The sequence below is a fragment of the Pseudomonas sp. Pse79 genome (genome assembly GCF_024519615.1).
Classification (GTDB): Bacteria; Pseudomonadota; Gammaproteobacteria; order Pseudomonadales; family Pseudomonadaceae; genus Aquipseudomonas; species Aquipseudomonas veronii.
The window spans coordinates 40,798-59,101 of record NZ_JALJRR010000018.1 but is presented as its reverse complement, the minus strand read 5'-3'; the positions used below and the strand labels follow the sequence as shown (position 1 = coordinate 59,101).

Genomic DNA, 18,304 nt, shown 5'->3' with positions numbered 1-18,304 from the left:
AACTTTAAAAAAGTTCATCAATACCAACGAACACATCCCTGATGCGTTCATCTAGCAGCAGGAACAGGAATAACATCATACGTTCCTATACTTAATGAAGCGTAAACAACCACATTCAAAAACAATAAACCGCCCCTGGCTCTACTCAGTATTTTGCGCCACCTATCAGGTGAATTGAACCGAGCACTGCTATTGCTCTCGATTCTTCAAGATCCTTTTTGCGGCGCCAATAATTTCTTTCAGCGACATTTCATCTGCTTGATAGGCAATGTCGCATAGGCAGTGGCGAAGGCTCGCGGCGGTTGGTTCAGCGTGATCCCGGCTCGTGAAAAAAGCATCCAGTCCCACGCCCAGGACGTCAGCGATTCGCTCCAACATCTCGATGCTAGGGGCGTATTCGCCTCTCTCGTAACGACTCACTGTCATCGACTCACACCCCAGTGCTTCGGCAAGGGCGGCCTGTGTCCATTTATTGTCTAGTCGTAAGTGCTTGATTCGCTTGCCTATACGTATAGTGGCACTTTGCTTCATCTGAAATATCACTTAAAATCAAATGCTTACACCTATTCACCTCCCCAGGAAGATCATAAAAAGGCTAGATTGCTATTATTTTCTAGCCAATTTCAGTATAGTCATTTTTTGACTATCTGAACGATGTTGAATTGCTAAGGAATTTTCCCATGGACGCCGAAAATTATGCCTGCCGGAAAATGCGATTGATTTTTGGTGCCTGCAGGTACCCGCGTTTGAGAAGCACCCAGCAGTTATTTGTCGTTACAGGTCAAAAAACACCGCTCCTATTGCCTATGGTTGGGTAACTGGGGGTAAACGTTCATGCTCACACCTTCCCACCTTCAACAACTGACACGACAAGGCATGATCGAACAGGCGTTACGCCAGGTCGATATCGAGCACGAATTCAGCCTGGTTTTTCAGCCGGTGATTGATTTGCGCAGCTGGCGCACCGTAGCGTTCGAGGCATTGGCACGCTGGAACAGCCCAGAGCTAGGTGACGTGCCTCCCGGCCAGTTCATTCCGATTGCCGAGCGGATCGGCCTGATAAATCGCCTGACCACTCACCTGCTCGGCAAGGCATTGCTGATTGCCTCTGACTGGCCCCGCCACATTTGCCTTTCTTTTAACTTGTCCGCGCACGACTGCGCTTCAGACGAAATCGCCGGACAAATAATCGAAATCATCAAGGCCAGCCATTTCGACGCCAGGCGACTGGACCTGGAAATAACCGAAACAGCGATCATGCAGGATGTTGTTAAAGTGCAACATACTATTGACAGGTTCTGTCGGCTAGGTTGCGGAGTGGCCCTTGACGATTTCGGCACTGGATACTCCAGTCTTAGCCAACTACTTTCGCTGGCGCTCACTAAAATAAAAATAGATCGAACCTTTATTACTGGCATTGATGAAAACCCAACCCGCTACAAAATTGTAAAGTCTCTAGTTGCTTTGAGCAGTGACATGCAACTGGAATGTATAGCCGAGGGCGTGGAAACTCGCGAGGAATTGGAAGCCTTGATTAGCCTGGGTTGTTTTTTTGTCCAAGGTTATTACTTTTCGCAGCCCATGCATCATTCGCACATAGATAATTGGCTCAAAGACAATTGAATGGTTCGTGGCATGCCAAAAATTCAATGTCGAGCGCTGACTGAAGTGCAGACCTTCGCAAGGTTTCTCTAATATCCAACCCGGTGCGAAGTGGCGAAACCTGGAAGCGTCCTTGCATTTTCTGGCCAACTGCAGCCCAGAGATCCAGGCAACGGATTCCTCAGGCACGGAGGCCTTGGTTTGCTCGGATAAACCGCCAGCCTTGCGCGCTTCGCTCATGGTCTCCTCGGCTTGTTTACTGAAGGCGCCGGAGGCACACTCCAGCCCGGAGAAAACCTGTTTGAACTGGTCACGGGTGGTGTCGGACATGGGTTATCCTCCCTGTAGGGCATAGAGCGCTATCGTCGCAGACACAAATAACTTAAGGACGAGTTAAAAATGCCTATTGCTTAATGGCTAAACAGCCAATAAAACCTTCCATCAGAACTAAATCAAGGATGACTCTGTGTCACAGCAAAACTTCAACGACAACATCGTAAACTGGACATTTGAAAACTATGCAACACTGGCAAGCTTAGGTAGCGGTATCGCCATCTGCTTGTTAGCTTTGTACATTTATTCACGTTCAGGCTCACTGATATTCCTACGCGACTTAATGTGGCGCTTTTTCGGCGGCTCCACAAAATTTGAAACCGAAGATTATGAAAACGTAAGAAAAAACCTCAGGGAAGTTGAATACTACCGATTCGAGTTCAACATACCCGCACAGAACTTGGCTGACACCAAACTCGCCGAGGAATGGATCAAGAAAAATGGCTTCTGCCATAGAGATGTTGCACGAGCAAGAAAATATATAGACTGGAAAAACTTTAACAGCCTAAAATTTAAAGAGACCCTGTTTTCGAAAAAAGCTCAATGTGCGTTTTTTGCGCTACTCTTCTTTTTCTTCGTAATTATCAGCATTTCAGTACCACTTACGAACGCAAAATACCTGATGGTTTCATTGAAAGACGCTCCGGAAGCTCCGTCATTTTACCTATCCGAGGGCGATGCTAAATTCAGATTTTTCAAATCCAACCCAACGCTAACAGAGAAAGAGTGCCAGTCACCGGAATCACTTAAAAAATTTATCAATCACGAGTTCTCAGAAAAAAACATCAACATCATCTGCTCGCTCTTTGGCGAGGACAAATACCGTGAGCATGTAAACAATGGGCTCAAGGGGCAACGAGGGCTTCTTCTGGCAATCGTCGCAATTTCGATTTTCTCCGTGTTCTGTATATTGGTGCGAATATCCAGATCAGATGTTGCAAAAAAACTCCACGAAAAAATTCATCCGCCCAAAAAACAAATTTTCAAAAAATAACCCATCCAGCTGAATAGCTTTGCGACTCTTACATTACACCGTTAGAGTCGCCTCGCTTGATTGATCACACCCCGAAACCTATCTAATGCCTTTTCTAGACTACGAGCAGGCTCATAGTACGTTTGGCGAAGACCTTCGCTGCGGCCTCTTCCGCTGACAGCGAAGCTCCGAAGATGCTGTCCAGCCGCATGGCGGAATCGACCGACACGGCTTTGCCATGCTGGAGGTGCTGAACCACTCTTGCCAGAAGGCCCTTTCAGCCAAGCCAATGGGCACGCCGAGCCACTGCTGCAAGGCGGCGCGCAGCCGTCCGGGTTTCCAGCGTTTCACGGTCAGACGCCCGCCATGATCGGGTTGTTGAAGAAGCCCTTGCGGCCACCGATGTCGGTCAGCCATGAACGGCAGGCAAAAAAATCCGGCACTCTTATCAGAAGCCCGGATTTTTCAGCAAATCAAACTAGCTCAGTACTACAGAGCTTTTACCGGCTTAATCAAACTCTCCGCCGGAATCCCAAACATCTCATGCAGTTTCCAAATCATCGGCAGCGTAAGAGCTCGCTTCCCGTTCAGAACCTCATAAACCCGATTCTTGCGCCCGATGGCAGGCACAAGGTCTGTCGCTGACAAACCGGACTGCTCCATCCTGAAACGTATGGCATCCACCGGGTTGGGCAGGTCAACCGGGAAGTGTTTCGCTTCATAAGCTTCGATCAGCGTAATCATTACCTCTAGGTAATCCCCTTCAGGAGTCCCTGGCTCTGGCTCATTATCGAACAGCGGCGAGACAGCCTTCAGCGCTTCTTGGTAATCCTGTTCGGTATGAATGGGTCGAATGTTCATGGGTTACTCCATTTCAACAGTATCTGCGTCAACGGCGTCGTACTGCTTATGTGTGCCGACAAATTTGATATAGAGAGCGCTGTAGCGGTAGGCCACAGCGACCACTAGCCGGTAGTCATTGCCCTTGATGTTGAACACGACCCGGCGACTCTTGAGAACGCTCGCATGGCGAAATTGGCCTTTGATGTCTGCGGGCGTCTGCCAGTTCGCTTTCTTGACCTCGTCAATCCAGGCAAGGAGGGATTGCTCTGAATCCGGATATTTCTGCCAAAAAGTCTTGAGCTGGCTGATCGCGATGATTCTCATAGAATGATCCTAGTCCCACGGTGGGACTCACACAAGTGCGTTTCATCTGTTTGCCGTGTCCTGATACTCCCCCACACTCAGAAACGCCAAACTGAAATCATAAAAAAATTTTGCAGTCAGACACCCGCCATGATCGGGTCGTTGGAGAAGCCGTCGCGGCCACAGAAGAGATGTACGTCGCCGTGGCGGGGATCAAAGGGTCCACGATCACTGCGGCGCCGGTGCGACCGCGACGAGAGCATTCAGCACAAAGTGGATGATCCCGGAGCCAGCCGAGTCGAGTATTTTGCCAGTGGTAGCTATAGAGCCTGGGTTTACTCTCGCTCATCGCCGGGGAAATTTGATGCGTGCGAAACGTTATCAATTAGAACTTTTAAAAGCCTTCACTAGACTCAATCAGCAACCCCTGATAATTTAACTTAAAATCAGACCCAACTTATAAAGCACACACAACATGACTATTGAAAACAACATGAGAGGGATAGTTATAGCACCCTCACTAGATCTCGACACACATAAAAATATTAGCTACTTAGGAACCATTCACCCTGACACCTTTAAAAAATACTTACTTTACTTTGACAAAATTGACATCCCAAAAACTACCAGAATAGGTTTTGAATCAACACCTGACGATAAATTTCTCGAGAGCGCCGGAATCTTAGAACACACGCTGCACGACGAGGGCTCTACATTTCAACCAAAGCACACAAAACTAAACCTAATCGAAAATGCCCTGAAGATACGCCATAGTGTCCAACCTGGGCAGTGGAGCCTGGCGAATCACAAGCTCTCTCCGAGCGAGAACCAGCTTACGAAGAACCCAGGGATCGAAATAAAAATTTATGAATGCCTACCGATTCCAAGCCCAGAATCATCTTTCGATGACATATTAAACTACAAAGACAAGAGAAAAGATGAACTATTAGAATTTCGAAATCATCTGGACAACATCTACCAACTGATTCTTTCTCAGCCAGACACCGAGAGAGGTTTAGCGACAGCAATAGCAAACCTCAAAAAATCCATAACCAACGTCAATGCCTCAGCTACGAAAGGCCTACTACGAAGAGTTGCTTCCAGCTTCAACATCAGCCTTAACATCGAAAGCACTTTTTCGTTGGCCAGTGCTTTACTAGCAGGAGACAAAAGTCAGGTCGCCAAAGAAGCATTGGGTTTCATTAGCTTTGAACCTGCAAAACTATTTACAGCGACTGAAATCCCGAAGGATCTAAAGGCGCTCTCTTATTTGGTCAACCTCAACAAAATATGACATCACTCGTCCAACTTTTATAACTCGATAGCGATGGGGATCCGTCCTATACGGAGATGCAAGCAACCAACCTGAGATCTTTTTACTCTCTAACAGAAAACCTACAAAGTAGGCGTTTCAAGTGTGCTTCCACAACGACACAGTGATAAAGCTTTGACGCACTATCGGCTGACAGCTGGTCAAGTACCGCGTCTCTCAGAGCGTCTCGATAACTCAGCAATCATTCGATCATGCAGTCGCTGGGCCCAGTTGCGATAAGTCCTATCCGCCGATGGCTCCAGTCCCAGCTGCCGCATCTGCTCAGCAACGGACAGCTCCCGTTCCGGTAGATAGCGCAGGCTCGCCAATTTGGCTAACCGCTGGCCCTACTCACCTTGATGTTGCAACCAGGCCAATGCGGCTTCCACCTCGCGTGCCATGTGATCGGGACCGGCTCCCACGAGTAGATCCCGCGAGCCCGGCGTACCACGGGGCACCCCCCCAGTTTTGGCAAGACATTCGAAAGAGAATCGGTGCGCGTTTGGCAGCATCAACACGGACTCGAACAAAGTAAGCATCTTTCAGCTCGAAGTGATATTCGCTTTCGGGGGAGTTCATGGTTTTTTTCACCCCGATCCAAAAGCTGCAGGTACGTGCGCGCTTCGGCGTACTGAATAACGCCTGCTGCGCCTTCTACGGAGACCACCACATTGCTTGAGTAGGCAGCGGCGGGAGAGCCGCGCAACAAGGCGCGGTAGCGGGTATCGCATCACCAAATCCTTATGAGTGATGGAAGGCTGCTGGGCGAGCCTTGAGAATTGCCCTAAACCAAACTCCAACAACGAAAAAGCCCCTGAAATGTTCAACCATTTCAGGGGCTTAGTCGTATTCAATAATGGCGGAGAGATAGGGATTCGAACCCTAGGTACCGGTGAAGGTACAACGGATTTCGAATCCGTCCCATTCGGCCACTCTGGCATCTCTCCAACGGCGCGCATCATAACAGCCTGTCTCTGGAAAGCAAAGCGCCGAAGCGATTTTTTTCCGTGCTATCAGATGCTTGCGTCGATTACAGCGGTACGCCGAGGCGCTTGGCGACTTCTTCGTAGGCTTCGATCACGTCACCGAGGCCTTGGCGGAAGCGGTCCTTGTCCATCTTCTTCTTGGTGTCTTTGTCCCACAGGCGGCAGCCGTCCGGGCTGAATTCGTCGCCCAGGACGATGGAGCCGTCGTGGAACACGCCGAATTCAAGCTTGAAGTCGACCAGCAAGAGGCCGGCGTCGTCGAACAGCTTGCTCAGCACGTCGTTGACCTTGAGGGACAGTTCCTTCATGCGCGCCAGTTGCTCGGCGGTGCCCCAGCCGAACGCCACGACGTGGGATTCGTTGATGAACGGGTCGCCCTTGGCGTCGTCCTTCAGGAACAGCTCGAAGGTGTAAGGGTTGAGCTTGAGGCCCTCCTCCACGCCCAGGCGCTTGACCAGGCTGCCGGCGGCGTAGTTACGCACGACGCATTCGACCGGGATCATGTCCAGCTTCTTGACCAGGCACTCGTTGTCGCTCAGCAGTTTGTCGAATTGGGTCGGAATGCCGGCCGCTTCGAGTTTCTGCATGATGAACGCGTTGAACTTGTTGTTCACCATGCCCTTGCGATCCAGTTGTTCGATGCGCTTGCCGTCGAACGCCGAAGTGTCGTTGCGAAACAGCAGGATCAGGCGGTTGGCGTCGTCGGTCTTGTATACCGACTTGGCTTTGCCGCGGTAGAGTTCTTCACGTTTTTCCATGATGGGCTCCGCTTTGAGTGAGGTGGGCTAGGCGATGTGTCGCCAGTCGAGCCCTGAATCTTGATCGGCCAGTTGCAGCCAGTCCGGGTCGCACCCAAGGGTATCGACAAAACATTGCCGGGCCAGCTGCGGCAGGTTGTTCTTGCTGCTCAGGTGGGCCAGGACCAGGTGTTGCAGGTCTTGCCAGCCCAACTCATACACCAGGTACGCCGCCTGGTGGTTGTTCAAATGCCCGAGTTCGCCGCCCACCCGTTGCTTGAGAAAGTACGGGTAATGACCGCGAGCCAACAGGTCTCGGCAGTGGTTGGACTCGATCATCAATGCATCGAGATCCCGGTAACCGTCCAGCACCTTGGCGCAGTAGGAACCCAGGTCGGTGAGTACGCCGAAACGTCGCTCGCCGCCACTGAATACATACTGCGTCGGCTCCTGGGCGTCATGCGCCACGGCAATCACATCGATGCACAAGGCACCGATCTGCAGTTGCTCGCCACCGGCCAGGAAGCCTGCGGGTTCAATGGGTTTGCGCATCCCGCGCAAGGTGCCGCGACTCAGGTACACCGGAAGATTGTAGCGCCGAGACAGCAAACCCACGCCATGCACATGGTCGGCATGTTCGTGGGTCACCAGAATCGCGCTCAGCTGCGAGGGGTGAACCCCCAGGCGCAGCAGGCGCCGCTCGGTTTCCCTTAACGAGAAACCACAATCCACCAGCACATACGTGTCGTCTTGAGCGACCAGCGTGCCGTTCCCTTGGCTACCGCTGCCGAGAACGGCAAAACGCATCGGATCAGCCCAGGTTGTCCTGAATCACGCCCAACACTTTGCGCGCTGTTTCAGCTGGCGCAACGGTGTTGATGTTCTTCTCGACGGTGACTTGCACGCTGTCGCCAACCTTGCTCAAACGAATCTGATAACGCTCGGCGCGGGTTTCGATCTCTTCCTTGGTCGGCGCGCTGCCGAACAATTTGCTGAAGAAACCTGGCTCGGCGTCTTTCTTCTCGGCTTTTTCCGCCACGTTGATGTAGTACAGGCCCAGGCTGCGGTTGATGTCTTCAACACGCCAAGGGCCTTGTTCCAACGCGCGACCGACACTGGCCCAGGCACGATCCAGGTCTTCACCCAGGTTCAGCACCACGTTGCCGCTGCCGTCTTCGGTGAGGCTGACGCGGCTCGGGGTATCGTAATCGCGTGCGGCGAGCAGGGAGATCGAACCGCCCTTCTCGGAAATACGGCTCATGCTGGCCAGCATCTCGTCGACCAGTGCGGCGTCGACGCCGGTGTTGACCGAGCGGTTGGTGAACTCGACGTTGGATGTGCTGCCGGCAGGACGCTCGGCGCTGACCACATAGACTTCACTGGTATTGCGCTGCACGCCAGGCTCGATGCGTACACGTACACGGGCTTCGCTGTCAGCGGCGATACCGCCAGACTGCAAACGCTTGGCCATGCTGGCGGACAGCTCGCTGCCTTGCTGCCACGCCGTGGTGAACTCACCGGTCTGCGGGCGCTGCTCGTCGATGCGAAAGCCATTGTCCTGGAAGAACTGCACCGCCACCGGCCAGACTTCGGCAGGTGGGCGCTGTGCCACGATCCAACGCGAATCGCCGCTCTTCTGCAGGCTGTAGTCGCTGGTATTCGCCACGGCCGAGATCGGCTGTGGACGCGGCACCACGTACTCACCCTTGGCAGTGTCGTCGGCGACATTGCGCGGAATCGGCAGCAACGGGTCAAGGCGCTTGGCGACGTTGACGTCCGGCGGCAATTGCATCGGTTTGGTTGCTTGTGCTTCCAGGTAATCGCTGCCGCGGTCACGGAAGTAGCCTTCCGGGCCCCAGATCCAACCGCAGCCGCTGGTGCTGGAGATAATCAAGGCAAGTGCGGAAAGTCCGGCCAATCGCTTCATGCGTAGTGCTTCCTCAATTAAACCAGGACGCCGGACTGGCGCAGGGCCTGTCGCAGCGGTTCGTGACAGGCTTCGCTGAGGCGGGTGAGCGGCAGACGGATACCGTCCGGCATCATGCCCATCTCGAACAGCGCCCATTTCACGGGAATAGGGTTGGATTCGATAAACAGTGTCTTGTTGAGCGGCATCAGCTTCTCGTGAATCGCACGCGCGGTCACGGCATCGCCGGCGAGGGCGGCGGCGCACATGTCGCTCATGGCACGCGGGGCCACGTTGGCGGTCACCGAGATGTTGCCCTTGCCGCCCAGCAGGATCAGCTCGACAGCAGTGGCATCGTCGCCGGAATACACCAGGAAGTCGCTGCTCACGCCTGCCAGGATGTCCTTGGCGCGCTGCAGGTCGCCGGTGGCTTCCTTGATGCCGATGATGTTCGGCACGGTGGACAGGCGGATCACGGTCTCGGCCTTCATGTCGCACGCGGTGCGACCTGGCACGTTATAGAGGATCTGCGGGATATCGACCGCTTCGGCAATGGTGCGGAAGTGCTGGTACAGGCCTTCCTGGGTCGGCTTGTTGTAGTACGGGGTCACCAGCAGGCAGGCGTCGGCGCCGGCTTTCTTGGCGTTCCTGGTCAGCTCGATCGCTTCACGCGTCGAGTTGGCGCCCGTACCGGCGATCACGGCGATACGGCCCGCGACACGCTTGACCACGAACTCGATGACCTGGATGTGTTCTTCCACGTCGAGAGTGGCCGACTCACCTGTGGTGCCGACCGCCACAATGGCGTTGGTGCCCTCTTGCAGGTGGAAGTCCACCAGTTTGCCCAGGCTATCCCAGTCGAGACGACCTTGTGCATCCATGGGTGTGACCAGTGCCACCATACTGCCCGCAATCATGCAACCGCTCCTGCCGGAAAAAGAGAGCCGTAATGGTACTGGCGCCAAGATGCTTGTACAAGCGAAGTACCGCCTGAGGATGCGTTCTGGCGCAACTAAACGACGGGCATTGCCATCATTGCGCGAAAGTGCGGGTCGAGACGGGGTAAAAACCCGCCGATCACGCAATGAAAACGCCACCTCCTATCCCTTGGCGACGCTTTTCGCTACCCTTCATGCTTTGATCGATACAGCCCTCACCGTATCGACCGCTCATCGTTTTAGGAAGGCTGCATGTCCACCCCCACAGTTCGCGAACAATTCCTTGTTATCAGTGCCCTCGGCGCCAACCCCATGGAGCTGACCAACGTCCTGTGCCGCGCCAGCCATGAAAACCGCTGCGCCGTCGTCACCTCCCGCCTCACCCGCCATGGCGAGTGCAGTGCGCTGGTGCTGCAGATTTCCGGCACCTGGGACGCCCTGGCACGCCTGGAGACCGGCCTGCCGGGCCTGGCCAAGAAGCACGACTTCACCGTCAATGTGGTACGCAGCGCCGCGCTGGAAAACCGCCCGCAGGCCCTGCCTTATGTGGCGTATGTCAGCTCGGCCTACCGCTCGGACATCGTCAACGAGTTGTGCCAGTTTTTCATCGACCATAACGTCGAGCTGGAAAACCTCACCTGCGACACCTACCAGGCACCGCAAACCGGCGGCACCATGCTCAACGCCACGTTTACCGTGACCTTGCCGGCCGGCGTGCAGATCAGTTGGCTGCGCGACCAGTTCCTGGACTTCGCCGATGCCCTGAACCTCGACGCCTTGATCGAGCCGTGGCGCCCACAGAACCCAATGTAAGGAAGCCCCCATGGCGGTAGTCATCGACAAACCCGTAGCCGATTTCGAAGCCCAGGCCACCAGCGGCCAGACCTTCAGCCTCGCAGCCCTCAAGGGCAAGCAAGTGGTGATCTACTTCTACCCGAAGGACAGCACCCCGGGTTGCACCACCGAAGGCCAGGGTTTCCGTGACCAGTACGCGGCGTTCAAGGCAGCCAACACCGAAGTGTTTGGCGTGTCGCGCGACAGCGTGAAGTCCCATGAGAACTTCAAGGGCAAGCAGGAATTCCCGTTCGAGCTGATCAGCGACAAGGACGAAGCGGTTTGCCAGCTGTTTGATGTGATCAAGCTGAAGAAGCTGTATGGCAAGGAATACCTGGGCGTGGATCGCAGCACCTTCCTGATCGACAAGGATGGCGTGCTGCGCCAGGAATGGCGTGGCGTGAAAGTGCCAGGGCATGTGGACGCCGTGCTGGCGGCCGCCCAGGCTTTGCATAACGCGTGAGCATCATCGGGAGAGGGCGCACGCGCCCTCCCCTCGCTTCAGAGTAAGGGCGCCACCACCGGTTCCTGCCGCGGCCATGCATCCAGCACCGCCTTGAACAGCGTCGCCAGAGGGATCGCAAAGAACACGCCCCAGAACCCCCACAACCCGCCGAACAACAATACCGCGCAGATGATCGCCACCGGATGCAGGTTGACCGCCTCCGAGAACAGCAGCGGCACCAGTACGTTGCCGTCCAGGGTCTGGATGATGCCGTACACCGCCATCAGGTAGATAAACTGGTCGCTCCAGCCCCACTGGAACAAGGCGATCAACGTGACCGGCACCGTCACCACCACCGCGCCGACATACGGCACCACCACTGAAATGCCCACCAGCAATGCAAGCAGCGCCGCGTAGTTCAGGTCCAGGGCAATAAAGGCGATGTAGGTCACGCCGCCACAGATGATGATCTCGATCACCTTGCCGCGAATGTAGTTGGCGATCTGCCGGTTCATCTCCTCGGCCACCCGGGTGATCAGCGCACGCTCACGCGGCAGATAGCCACTTACCCAGCGGCCGATCATCGCGCGGTCCTTGAGGAAGAAAAACACCAGGATCGGCACCAGCACCAGGTAGATCATGATGTTGACCAGCAACGGCAGGCTGGACAGGGAAAAGGTCACCGCCCACTGCCCGAACTTTCCGATCTCGCCGCGCGCCACTTCGATGGCTTGCAATACCTGCTCATCCGACACCAGATGCGGGTAGCGCTCCGGCAACAGCAGCAATAGCGACTGCCATTTGGCGAGCATGCCGGGCAACTCATTGAACAGGGTGATCAACTGGTGCCACAGCAGTGGCACGACCACCACGATAAATACCAGCAACAGCCCCATGAACAAAGCAAATACCAGCCCCACTGCCGCCGCGCCCGGTAAGCGCAGACGCTCCAGGGTGGTGACCAACCCCTGCATCAGGTAGGCCAGCACCATCCCCGCCAGCACCGGGGCGAGCATGCCGCCCAGGGTGAGGACGGCGGTAAAGGCCAGGAACAGCAGGACCGCCAGCACCACGGCTTCCTCGTCGGAGAAGTAGCGCTGAATCCAGTCTCGTAACACTTTGAACATCAATCAACCTCGGGTGGTGGGAAACGGACGCTTCAGGCCTTGCGCAACCAATAACGGTAGACACCGGCGGCGTCTTCTTCATGCACCAGGGTATGACCGGCCAGCCTGGCAAAGGTGCGGAAATCACGCTGGGAACCGGCATCCGTGGCGATGACTTTGAGCACCGCGCCGCTGGCCAATCGATTGAGTTCGAGTTTGGCCTTGAGCAAAGGCAACGGGCAATTGAGGCCGCTGGCATCGAGTTCGGCATCAAAGGCTACAGCGTCGGTCATGGTTTTACTCCGGGCAAGCGTTCAGGTTGCTTAGAATATCTGGTCCGACGCTCAGTGTCCGGCTACAGTAAGCTCTTTGTCGAAAGGCTCTGTGCATGACTTTTTTGCGCCCCACCCTGCTGACGCTGGCCTGCCTGCTGGCCTCCCCGGCCTTTGCCGACGACCTGCCGTCACTTGGCGACGCCAGCTCAGCCATTGTCTCGCCACAACAGGAATACCAACTGGGCCGCGCCTGGCTTGCCTACTTACGCGGCCAGGTCGCGCAGCTCAACGATCCGCAGCTCAAGGATTACGTCGAATCCAGCGTGTACAAACTGGTGGAGACCAGCCAGGTCAATGACCGCCGCCTGGAATTCATCCTGATCGACAGCCCGCAGCTCAACGCCTTTGCCGCGCCTGGCGGTATCGTCGGGGTCAACGGCGGGCTGTTCCTCAACGCCCAGACCGAAGGTGAATACGCCTCGGTGCTGGCCCACGAACTGGCTCACTTGTCCCAGCGCCACTTCGCCCGCGGCGTCGAAGCGCAACAGCGCATGCAGATCCCGATGATGGCCGCGATGCTCGGCGGCATCATTGCCGCCGCAGCCGGTGCGGGCGACGCCGGCATTGCTGCAATTGCCGGCACCCAGGCCGCGGCGATCCAGGAACAACGGCGGTTCTCGCGCCAGAATGAACAAGAAGCCGACCGCATCGGCATCCTCAACCTGGAGAAAGCCGGTTACGACCCACGCTCCATGCCGACCATGTTCGAGCGCCTGATGCGTCAATACCGCTTCGACGCCAAGCCGCCGGAATTCCTGCTGACTCACCCGGTGACCGAATCGCGCATCGCCGACACCCGCAACCGTGCCGAACAGGCCAAGCTCGGCGGCACCGAAGACAGCCTGCGTTATCAATTGATTCGCGCACGGGTGCAGTTGAAATACGAAGACACGCCAGGCCTCGCCGCCAAGCGCTTCCAGGCCCAACTGGACGAAAACCCGAAAAGCGACGTGGCGCGCTATGGTCTGGCCATCGCCCAAATCAAGGGGACCAAGCTCAAGGAAGCCCGGGAAAACCTGGCCCCGCTGTTGGCCAAGTCGCCCAACGACATTACCTACAACCTGGCGCAGATCGAACTGGACATCACCAACAACCGCTTGCCGGATGCCCAGCAACGCACTGACCGGATGCTCACCCAGTACCCCGGCAACTATCCGCTGAACCAGGTGCGAGTGGACCTTTTACTCAAACAGAACCGCACCGCCGATGCGGAAAAGGCCCTGGACGGTTTGCTCAAGTCGCGCCCGGACGATCCGGACGTGTGGTACCAGGTCGCCGAAACGCGCGGCTTGTCCGGCAATATCATCGGCCTGCACCAGGCGCGCGCCGAGTACTTCGCCCTGGTCGGCGACTTCCAGCAAGCCATTCAACAACTGGACTTCGCCAAGCGCCGTGCCGGCAGCAACTTCCCACTGTCGTCACGTATCGACGCACGCCAGCGTGAGCTGATCGAACAGGAACGCTTGGTGAAAGGAATGATGGGCTAAACCCACCGCCCACAAAAAAGCCCCGTCCTCGTTAAACGAAGGCGGGGCTTTTTGATGCGCCGGTGTTACTCAGCCAGCTTGAAGGTAATGAAGCTGGCACGGCCCTGACGCAGGACGCGCATCGAGACCGAACGGTTCTTCGGCAGCGCCTTGGCGATGTCGGTGAACTGCTTGGTGCTGTCGATGGCCTGATTGTTCAGGTGAGTGATCACATCGCCTGGCTGCAGGCCGATCAACGCGGCAGGACCGTCCTGCACTTCCTTGATCACCACGCCGCTTTTCAGGTCGAAGGCCTTCTTCTGCTCGTCCGTCAGCTCGGCCACGGCAATACCCAGGCGATTGCTGCTGCGCTCGGCGCCCGGCTTGGCGCTACCGAGGGCATCAAGGGTCGCGCCTTCTTCCGGAATGGCGCCGACGGTCAGTTCAACGTTCTGGCGTTTGCCTTCACGGATCACTTCCAGCTTGGCTTTGCTGCCCGCCTTGAGCGCGCCCACCAAATGCGGCAGGTCTGCCGACATGACGATCGGCTGGCCGTTCATGCTCAGAATCACGTCGCCGACTTGCAGGCCGCCCTTGGCTGCCGGGCCGTCGTCTTGGATCTGAGCGACCAGCGCACCGGCCGGCTTGTCGAGGCCGAAGGACTCGGCCAGGTCCTTGTTCACTTCCTGGATCACCACGCCCAACCAGCCACGGCTGACTTTGCCGCCGCTTTTGAGTTGGTTGGAAACGTCCATGGCCACGTCGATCGGGATGGCGAACGACACGCCCATGAAGCCACCGGAGCGCGTGTAGATCTGCGAGTTGATGCCGACCACCTCGCCGTTCAGGTTGAACAGCGGGCCACCGGAGTTACCCGGGTTGATCGGTACGTCGGTCTGGATGAACGGCACGTAGTTTTCGTTGGGCAGGCTGCGGCCGATGGCGCTGACGATGCCTTGGGTCACGGTGTGGTCAAAGCCAAACGGCGAACCGATCGCCACGACCCATTGCCCGGCCTTCAGGTCCTGGGACTTGCCCAGTTTCAGCACAGGCAGGTCCTTGCCGTCGATCTTCAGCAACGCCACGTCGGAACGTGGGTCAGTGCCGACCAGCTTGGCTTTCAACTCGCTGCGGTCAGCCAGACGGACGAGGATCTCGTCAGCGTCGGCAATCACATGGTTGTTGGTCAGGATGTAGCCATCGGGCGAGATGATGAAGCCTGAGCCCAGGGACTGCGCTTCACGCTGGCCACCGCCACCGCCACGGGGCGCGCGTTGTTGCGGCATGCCACGCTCGAAGAACTCGCGCAGCATCGGCGGCAGGCCTTCCAGGTCCGGCATCTGCTGGTCGGAGACTTTGCGCTCGGGCAGTTTTTGCGTGGTACTGATGTTCACCACGGCAGGCGAGGCCTGCTCGACCAATTGGGTGAAATCAGGCAGCTCGACCGCTTGCGCGGGCACGGCCTGACCCAACACCAACAATGTGGCGACTATGGATAAATAGGACTTCAAGCGTGGTATCGACATACAGCTCCCGTTACGACGAGCAGGGTTGGGCGACAGGGTTCTGGAAACGCCGGAAACTGTGACCGACATCTCCGTTCCGCGAACAAAACATGGTCAGCGCCGACAAGCCCTGACCTATAAAAAATATGAGAGATTTTTGCAAGTGAAAATGCTGGACCGGACATTTCATGACGCTCGGCAGCCAACCTCGCATGGACGTAGGGTGAAAGGCCAGGATGAACATAAGATTAACGATTCACGGCTTGGCGGCTGGTTTTTTTTCACCGCGCACCGACAGCGCGATGCGCTCGGCGGTGCCCATGGGGATTTCGCCCACTACCGTGACCATCATTTCGCCATCCACCGTATTCAGCCGACGCGACACCGCCACCGTCGGGCCCAACTGGGTACGGGTTTCGGTAACGCCGGATTCGCCGATCGGCTCAAGAAATACCGAAAACCGCGCCAGCCCATCTTCATACATCCGACTGTCGACCGTCGCTTTGGTCTGGGTGTCTTTGCGCGCATTGCTGCTGGTCAACTGGAAACCCGGCGGCAACCATTCCAGATGCCAGTCCTGGGCAGGTTGCACCTCGGGCGCTTTAGCCGTGGCCACTGCAATAGGCGTGCAATCGCCAGTGGGTTGCAAGTCGCGATCATCCGGCGTGACCGAGGTGTTCAATCGCGTGAACTGGAAACGCTCCAGCAACTGCCCCTGATCGTTCACCAGCAGGGATTTAAGGGGCAACGCGGTTTCGCGGTCCAGGTGCAACTCAAAACCATAGCGGTATTGGTCACGCGGAGTGATCGACACAATCACCGCATTTCGACCGGCCACGCGAGATTTACCGATGACGGCCAGTTCATAGAATTGCGCGATTTTTTGCGGATCAAGCGCACGTGAAGGGGCATCACGCGAATTGCCGAGGCCGGCGACAAGAGTGCCGCTGACGCATTGCGTCCGACCGTCTACCCGCACGACTTCTTGAGCCGAACCGTCGAGCTGCAAAAGCCGCTCGCGAACCTGACCGTCCTGGACACGATGCCAGATGTCGTGGGTAGAAAAATTGCCGTTACGCTCGTAGACGAACGTACCTTGGAAGCTTTGCTGTTGCTCAGCACGCCCAAGTCGAGTCAACCAGTCTTGGGCATCATCGGCGTGGGCGGGGAGTGCAAACCAACCACTGAGCAAAAGCGTAAGGAGCGGTATGGCGCGCATAGTGCTCCTCAACGGTTCAACGGTTTTCCAGGCTTGCCGCGCGAGCATAAGGCAGAGCGCTTTCAGTGCCTTTCAAGGCCGATTCCTGTGCGTGTTGGCGCAGGTAGCCTGGAAGACGCTGATCCTGCCAGCCGGATTGCCCTTGAAGCACACCGTTCGCCATCGGGCCGGTAGTGTCGGAGCTTTCCTTGTAGCCTGCCAGTACGGCGGGGCCCTTGACTTGCGGGCCAGCCATGATCGGTTGCTGAGTCTGCTGGGCCAGTTCGGCACCGGCGATTTCGTCCTGGTTGTACAGGCGAACACCAGCCAGAACGGCAACAGTCACCGAAGCGGCCACTGCCAGGCGACCCAGGCTACGCCATGGCCCCCGCGCAGCTTTTGCCGGAACGGCTTCATCAGCCAGTGCAGCAGAAACGGCCGCAGCAATATCCAGACGAGGGATTAGAAGATCCTTGTGCATCACCGCCCGAGCGACTTGGTAACGAGACCAGGTATCACGGGTTTCGGCATCACCGAATGCATTGAGCACCCGACGAAGTTCCAGTTCATCCGCTTCGTTATCCATCACTGCGGACAGCGATTCCTGCAGGGCATCACGACTCATGGCGGTTCCTCTCTTGGCTGTCGCCGCTGTCTTTAGTTTTCCTGCAACAACGGTTGCAAGGCTTTATCGATGGCTTCCCGGGCCCGGAAAATCCGTGACCTTACAGTCCCCACCGGACACTGCATGACGCTCGCAATGTCTTCATAACTCAGACCATCGAATTCACGTAAAGTTAACGCCGTCCGTAAATCTTCTGGCAGTTGCTGAATAGTGCGATGAACGGTGCCTTCGATCTCGTCGCGCAGCAATGCACGCTCCGGCGACTCGAGATCTTTGAGGCCGTGATCACCATCGTAAAATTCTGCATCTTCCGAACTGACATCACTATCTGGTGGGCGGCGTCCGCGAGACACCAGATAGTTCTTCGCCGTGTTGATGGCGATGCGGTAGAGCCACGTGTAAAACGCGCTGTCACCGCGGAAATTGCCCAGCGCACGGTATGCCTTGATAAAGGCTTCCTGTGCAACGTCCTGCGCTTCATGGGTGTCGTGCACAAACCGCACGATCAACCCGAGAATTTTGTGCTGGTATTTCAGCACTAGCAGATCAAAAGCTCGCTTGTCGCCGCGTTGAACGCGCTCGACCAGCTGCTGATCCTCTTCCTGGGTTAGCATGAACACTCCTCGTTGTACTTGAAGGAGGCTTGCATAACTGAACGATCAGGCTTGCAAACATAGACTCGGACTTTCCGCAAAAGTTCTCCCCTCCAAGCAAGTTTCCGGCATGCACTGATTTGGCACACACGAAAAACGCAGCGCGGGCAATGCCGGCTGCGCGAATAATCTTGTCGCCGGTTTCCTGACGCGTCCAATGCTCCCGACGGGCCAATAAACTCAACGTTTTCCCAGCTTTCGGGC

General features: G+C 56.3%; 18 protein-coding genes, 1 tRNA gene and 1 pseudogene. 6 read left to right on the top strand and 14 right to left on the bottom strand.

Going from position 1 to position 18,304, the window contains the following annotated elements; all coding sequences use genetic code 11:
- Positions 1–189: 189 nt before the first annotated feature.
- Positions 190–531: a helix-turn-helix domain-containing protein gene (locus tag NR164_RS30610; protein WP_017848706.1), complete on the bottom strand. Its 342-nt coding sequence runs from the start codon at positions 529–531 to the stop codon at positions 190–192.
- Positions 532–828: 297 nt separating this feature from the next.
- Here NR164_RS30610 and NR164_RS21355 point away from each other — a divergent pair.
- Positions 829–1,623, top strand: a pseudogene (locus tag NR164_RS21355) (EAL domain-containing protein); the annotation flags it as partial.
- Positions 1,624–2,068: 445 nt separating this feature from the next.
- Entirely contained in the window at positions 2,069–2,929 is an 861-nt protein-coding gene (locus NR164_RS21350) for a DUF6216 family protein (protein WP_256823236.1), read from the top strand.
- 468 nt (positions 2,930–3,397) lie between these two features.
- Here the strand turns inward: NR164_RS21350 and NR164_RS21345 are convergent, their stop codons facing one another.
- Together NR164_RS21345 and NR164_RS21340 are read right to left on the bottom strand one after the other, a co-directional pair.
- Positions 3,398–3,769 (bottom strand): type II toxin-antitoxin system HigA family antitoxin, encoded by a 372-nt coding sequence (locus NR164_RS21345; protein ID WP_017848700.1) that lies wholly within the window; start codon positions 3,767–3,769, stop codon positions 3,398–3,400.
- Between the two features lie 3 nt (positions 3,770–3,772).
- Complete coding sequence (locus tag NR164_RS21340) at positions 3,773–4,075, bottom strand: type II toxin-antitoxin system HigB family toxin (RefSeq protein WP_046384363.1); 303 nt, start codon at positions 4,073–4,075, stop codon at positions 3,773–3,775.
- A gap of 454 nt (positions 4,076–4,529) precedes the next feature.
- Between NR164_RS21340 and NR164_RS21335 the strand changes: the two genes are divergently transcribed.
- Positions 4,530–5,348: a DUF6236 family protein gene (locus tag NR164_RS21335; protein ID WP_256823235.1), complete on the top strand. Its 819-nt coding sequence runs from the start codon at positions 4,530–4,532 to the stop codon at positions 5,346–5,348.
- 875 nt (positions 5,349–6,223) lie between these two features.
- Here the strand turns inward: NR164_RS21335 and NR164_RS21330 are convergent.
- From NR164_RS21330 to dapA, 5 genes are all read right to left on the bottom strand, one after another.
- Positions 6,224–6,313 (bottom strand) — tRNA-Ser (locus NR164_RS21330).
- Positions 6,314–6,396: 83 nt separating this feature from the next.
- Positions 6,397–7,110 (bottom strand): phosphoribosylaminoimidazolesuccinocarboxamide synthase, encoded by a 714-nt coding sequence (gene purC / locus NR164_RS21325; RefSeq protein WP_017844921.1) that lies wholly within the window; start codon positions 7,108–7,110, stop codon positions 6,397–6,399.
- 27 nt (positions 7,111–7,137) lie between these two features.
- Positions 7,138–7,896, bottom strand: coding sequence for an MBL fold metallo-hydrolase (locus NR164_RS21320; protein WP_079443044.1), 759 nt, complete (start codon positions 7,894–7,896; stop codon positions 7,138–7,140).
- A gap of 4 nt (positions 7,897–7,900) precedes the next feature.
- Entirely contained in the window at positions 7,901–9,016 is a 1,116-nt protein-coding gene (gene bamC, locus NR164_RS21315; RefSeq protein WP_046384365.1) for an outer membrane protein assembly factor BamC, read from the bottom strand.
- 17 nt (positions 9,017–9,033) lie between these two features.
- Positions 9,034–9,912 carry a 4-hydroxy-tetrahydrodipicolinate synthase gene (dapA, locus tag NR164_RS21310; RefSeq protein WP_017844918.1) on the bottom strand — a complete coding sequence of 293 codons (879 nt, stop codon included), beginning with the start codon at positions 9,910–9,912 and terminating at the stop codon, positions 9,034–9,036.
- A 273-nt stretch (positions 9,913–10,185) separates the two neighbouring features.
- Between dapA and NR164_RS21305 the strand changes: the two genes are divergently transcribed.
- A complete protein-coding gene (locus NR164_RS21305; protein ID WP_003172487.1) occupies positions 10,186–10,746 on the top strand; it encodes a glycine cleavage system protein R in 561 nt (186 codons plus the stop codon).
- Positions 10,747–10,756: 10 nt separating this feature from the next.
- Positions 10,757–11,230, top strand: a complete 474-nt coding sequence (locus tag NR164_RS21300; RefSeq protein ID WP_046384366.1) for a peroxiredoxin — start codon at positions 10,757–10,759, stop codon at positions 11,228–11,230.
- Between the two features lie 38 nt (positions 11,231–11,268).
- Here NR164_RS21300 and NR164_RS21295 read toward each other — a convergent pair whose 3' ends face one another.
- Together NR164_RS21295 and NR164_RS21290 are read right to left on the bottom strand one after the other, a co-directional pair.
- Positions 11,269–12,339, bottom strand: coding sequence for an AI-2E family transporter (locus NR164_RS21295; protein WP_017844916.1), 1,071 nt, complete (start codon positions 12,337–12,339; stop codon positions 11,269–11,271).
- Positions 12,340–12,371: 32 nt separating this feature from the next.
- Positions 12,372–12,611 (bottom strand): sulfurtransferase TusA family protein, encoded by a 240-nt coding sequence (locus NR164_RS21290; RefSeq protein ID WP_017844915.1) that lies wholly within the window; start codon positions 12,609–12,611, stop codon positions 12,372–12,374.
- A gap of 95 nt (positions 12,612–12,706) precedes the next feature.
- Between NR164_RS21290 and NR164_RS21285 the strand changes: the two genes are divergently transcribed.
- Positions 12,707–14,140 (top strand): M48 family metalloprotease, encoded by a 1,434-nt coding sequence (locus NR164_RS21285; protein ID WP_046384367.1) that lies wholly within the window; start codon positions 12,707–12,709, stop codon positions 14,138–14,140.
- A gap of 65 nt (positions 14,141–14,205) precedes the next feature.
- On the opposite strand, the gene NR164_RS21280 is transcribed toward NR164_RS21285, so the two are convergent.
- The 4 genes from NR164_RS21280 to rpoE form a co-directional block, all read right to left on the bottom strand.
- On the bottom strand, positions 14,206–15,645 hold the full coding sequence (locus NR164_RS21280) for a DegQ family serine endoprotease (protein ID WP_108524274.1): 1,440 nt from the start codon (positions 15,643–15,645) through the stop codon (positions 14,206–14,208).
- Between the two features lie 235 nt (positions 15,646–15,880).
- The gene (locus NR164_RS21275; protein WP_046384369.1) at positions 15,881–16,843 is read right to left on the bottom strand and encodes a MucB/RseB C-terminal domain-containing protein; all 963 of its coding nucleotides are present in this window, start codon (positions 16,841–16,843) and stop codon (positions 15,881–15,883) included.
- Positions 16,844–16,859: 16 nt separating this feature from the next.
- The gene (locus tag NR164_RS21270) at positions 16,860–17,447 is read right to left on the bottom strand and encodes a sigma-E factor negative regulatory protein (RefSeq protein ID WP_046384370.1); all 588 of its coding nucleotides are present in this window, start codon (positions 17,445–17,447) and stop codon (positions 16,860–16,862) included.
- Between the two features lie 32 nt (positions 17,448–17,479).
- Complete coding sequence (rpoE, locus tag NR164_RS21265; protein ID WP_003172477.1) at positions 17,480–18,061, bottom strand: RNA polymerase sigma factor RpoE; 582 nt, start codon at positions 18,059–18,061, stop codon at positions 17,480–17,482.
- Between the last annotated feature and the right edge of the window lie 243 nt (positions 18,062–18,304).

What these genes read in the sequence shown, in the direction of transcription:
- NR164_RS30610 (WP_017848706.1), bottom strand. Translation starts at nt 531, where the DNA reads ATGAAGCAAAGTGCCACTATACGTATAGGCAAGCGAATCAAGCACTTA.
- NR164_RS21345 (WP_017848700.1), bottom strand. Translation starts at nt 3,769, where the DNA reads ATGAACATTCGACCCATTCATACCGAACAGGATTACCAAGAAGCGCTG.
- NR164_RS21340 (WP_046384363.1), bottom strand. Translation starts at nt 4,075, where the DNA reads ATGAGAATCATCGCGATCAGCCAGCTCAAGACTTTTTGGCAGAAATAT.
- NR164_RS21335 (WP_256823235.1), top strand. Translation starts at nt 4,530, where the DNA reads ATGACTATTGAAAACAACATGAGAGGGATAGTTATAGCACCCTCACTA.
- purC (WP_017844921.1), bottom strand. Translation starts at nt 7,110, where the DNA reads ATGGAAAAACGTGAAGAACTCTACCGCGGCAAAGCCAAGTCGGTATAC.
- NR164_RS21320 (WP_079443044.1), bottom strand. Translation starts at nt 7,896, where the DNA reads ATGCGTTTTGCCGTTCTCGGCAGCGGTAGCCAAGGGAACGGCACGCTG.
- bamC (WP_046384365.1), bottom strand. Translation starts at nt 9,016, where the DNA reads ATGAAGCGATTGGCCGGACTTTCCGCACTTGCCTTGATTATCTCCAGC.
- dapA (WP_017844918.1), bottom strand. Translation starts at nt 9,912, where the DNA reads ATGATTGCGGGCAGTATGGTGGCACTGGTCACACCCATGGATGCACAA.
- NR164_RS21305 (WP_003172487.1), top strand. Translation starts at nt 10,186, where the DNA reads ATGTCCACCCCCACAGTTCGCGAACAATTCCTTGTTATCAGTGCCCTC.
- NR164_RS21300 (WP_046384366.1), top strand. Translation starts at nt 10,757, where the DNA reads ATGGCGGTAGTCATCGACAAACCCGTAGCCGATTTCGAAGCCCAGGCC.
- NR164_RS21295 (WP_017844916.1), bottom strand. Translation starts at nt 12,339, where the DNA reads ATGTTCAAAGTGTTACGAGACTGGATTCAGCGCTACTTCTCCGACGAG.
- NR164_RS21290 (WP_017844915.1), bottom strand. Translation starts at nt 12,611, where the DNA reads ATGACCGACGCTGTAGCCTTTGATGCCGAACTCGATGCCAGCGGCCTC.
- NR164_RS21285 (WP_046384367.1), top strand. Translation starts at nt 12,707, where the DNA reads ATGACTTTTTTGCGCCCCACCCTGCTGACGCTGGCCTGCCTGCTGGCC.
- NR164_RS21280 (WP_108524274.1), bottom strand. Translation starts at nt 15,645, where the DNA reads ATGTCGATACCACGCTTGAAGTCCTATTTATCCATAGTCGCCACATTG.
- NR164_RS21275 (WP_046384369.1), bottom strand. Translation starts at nt 16,843, where the DNA reads ATGCGCGCCATACCGCTCCTTACGCTTTTGCTCAGTGGTTGGTTTGCA.
- NR164_RS21270 (WP_046384370.1), bottom strand. Translation starts at nt 17,447, where the DNA reads ATGAGTCGTGATGCCCTGCAGGAATCGCTGTCCGCAGTGATGGATAAC.
- rpoE (WP_003172477.1), bottom strand. Translation starts at nt 18,061, where the DNA reads ATGCTAACCCAGGAAGAGGATCAGCAGCTGGTCGAGCGCGTTCAACGC.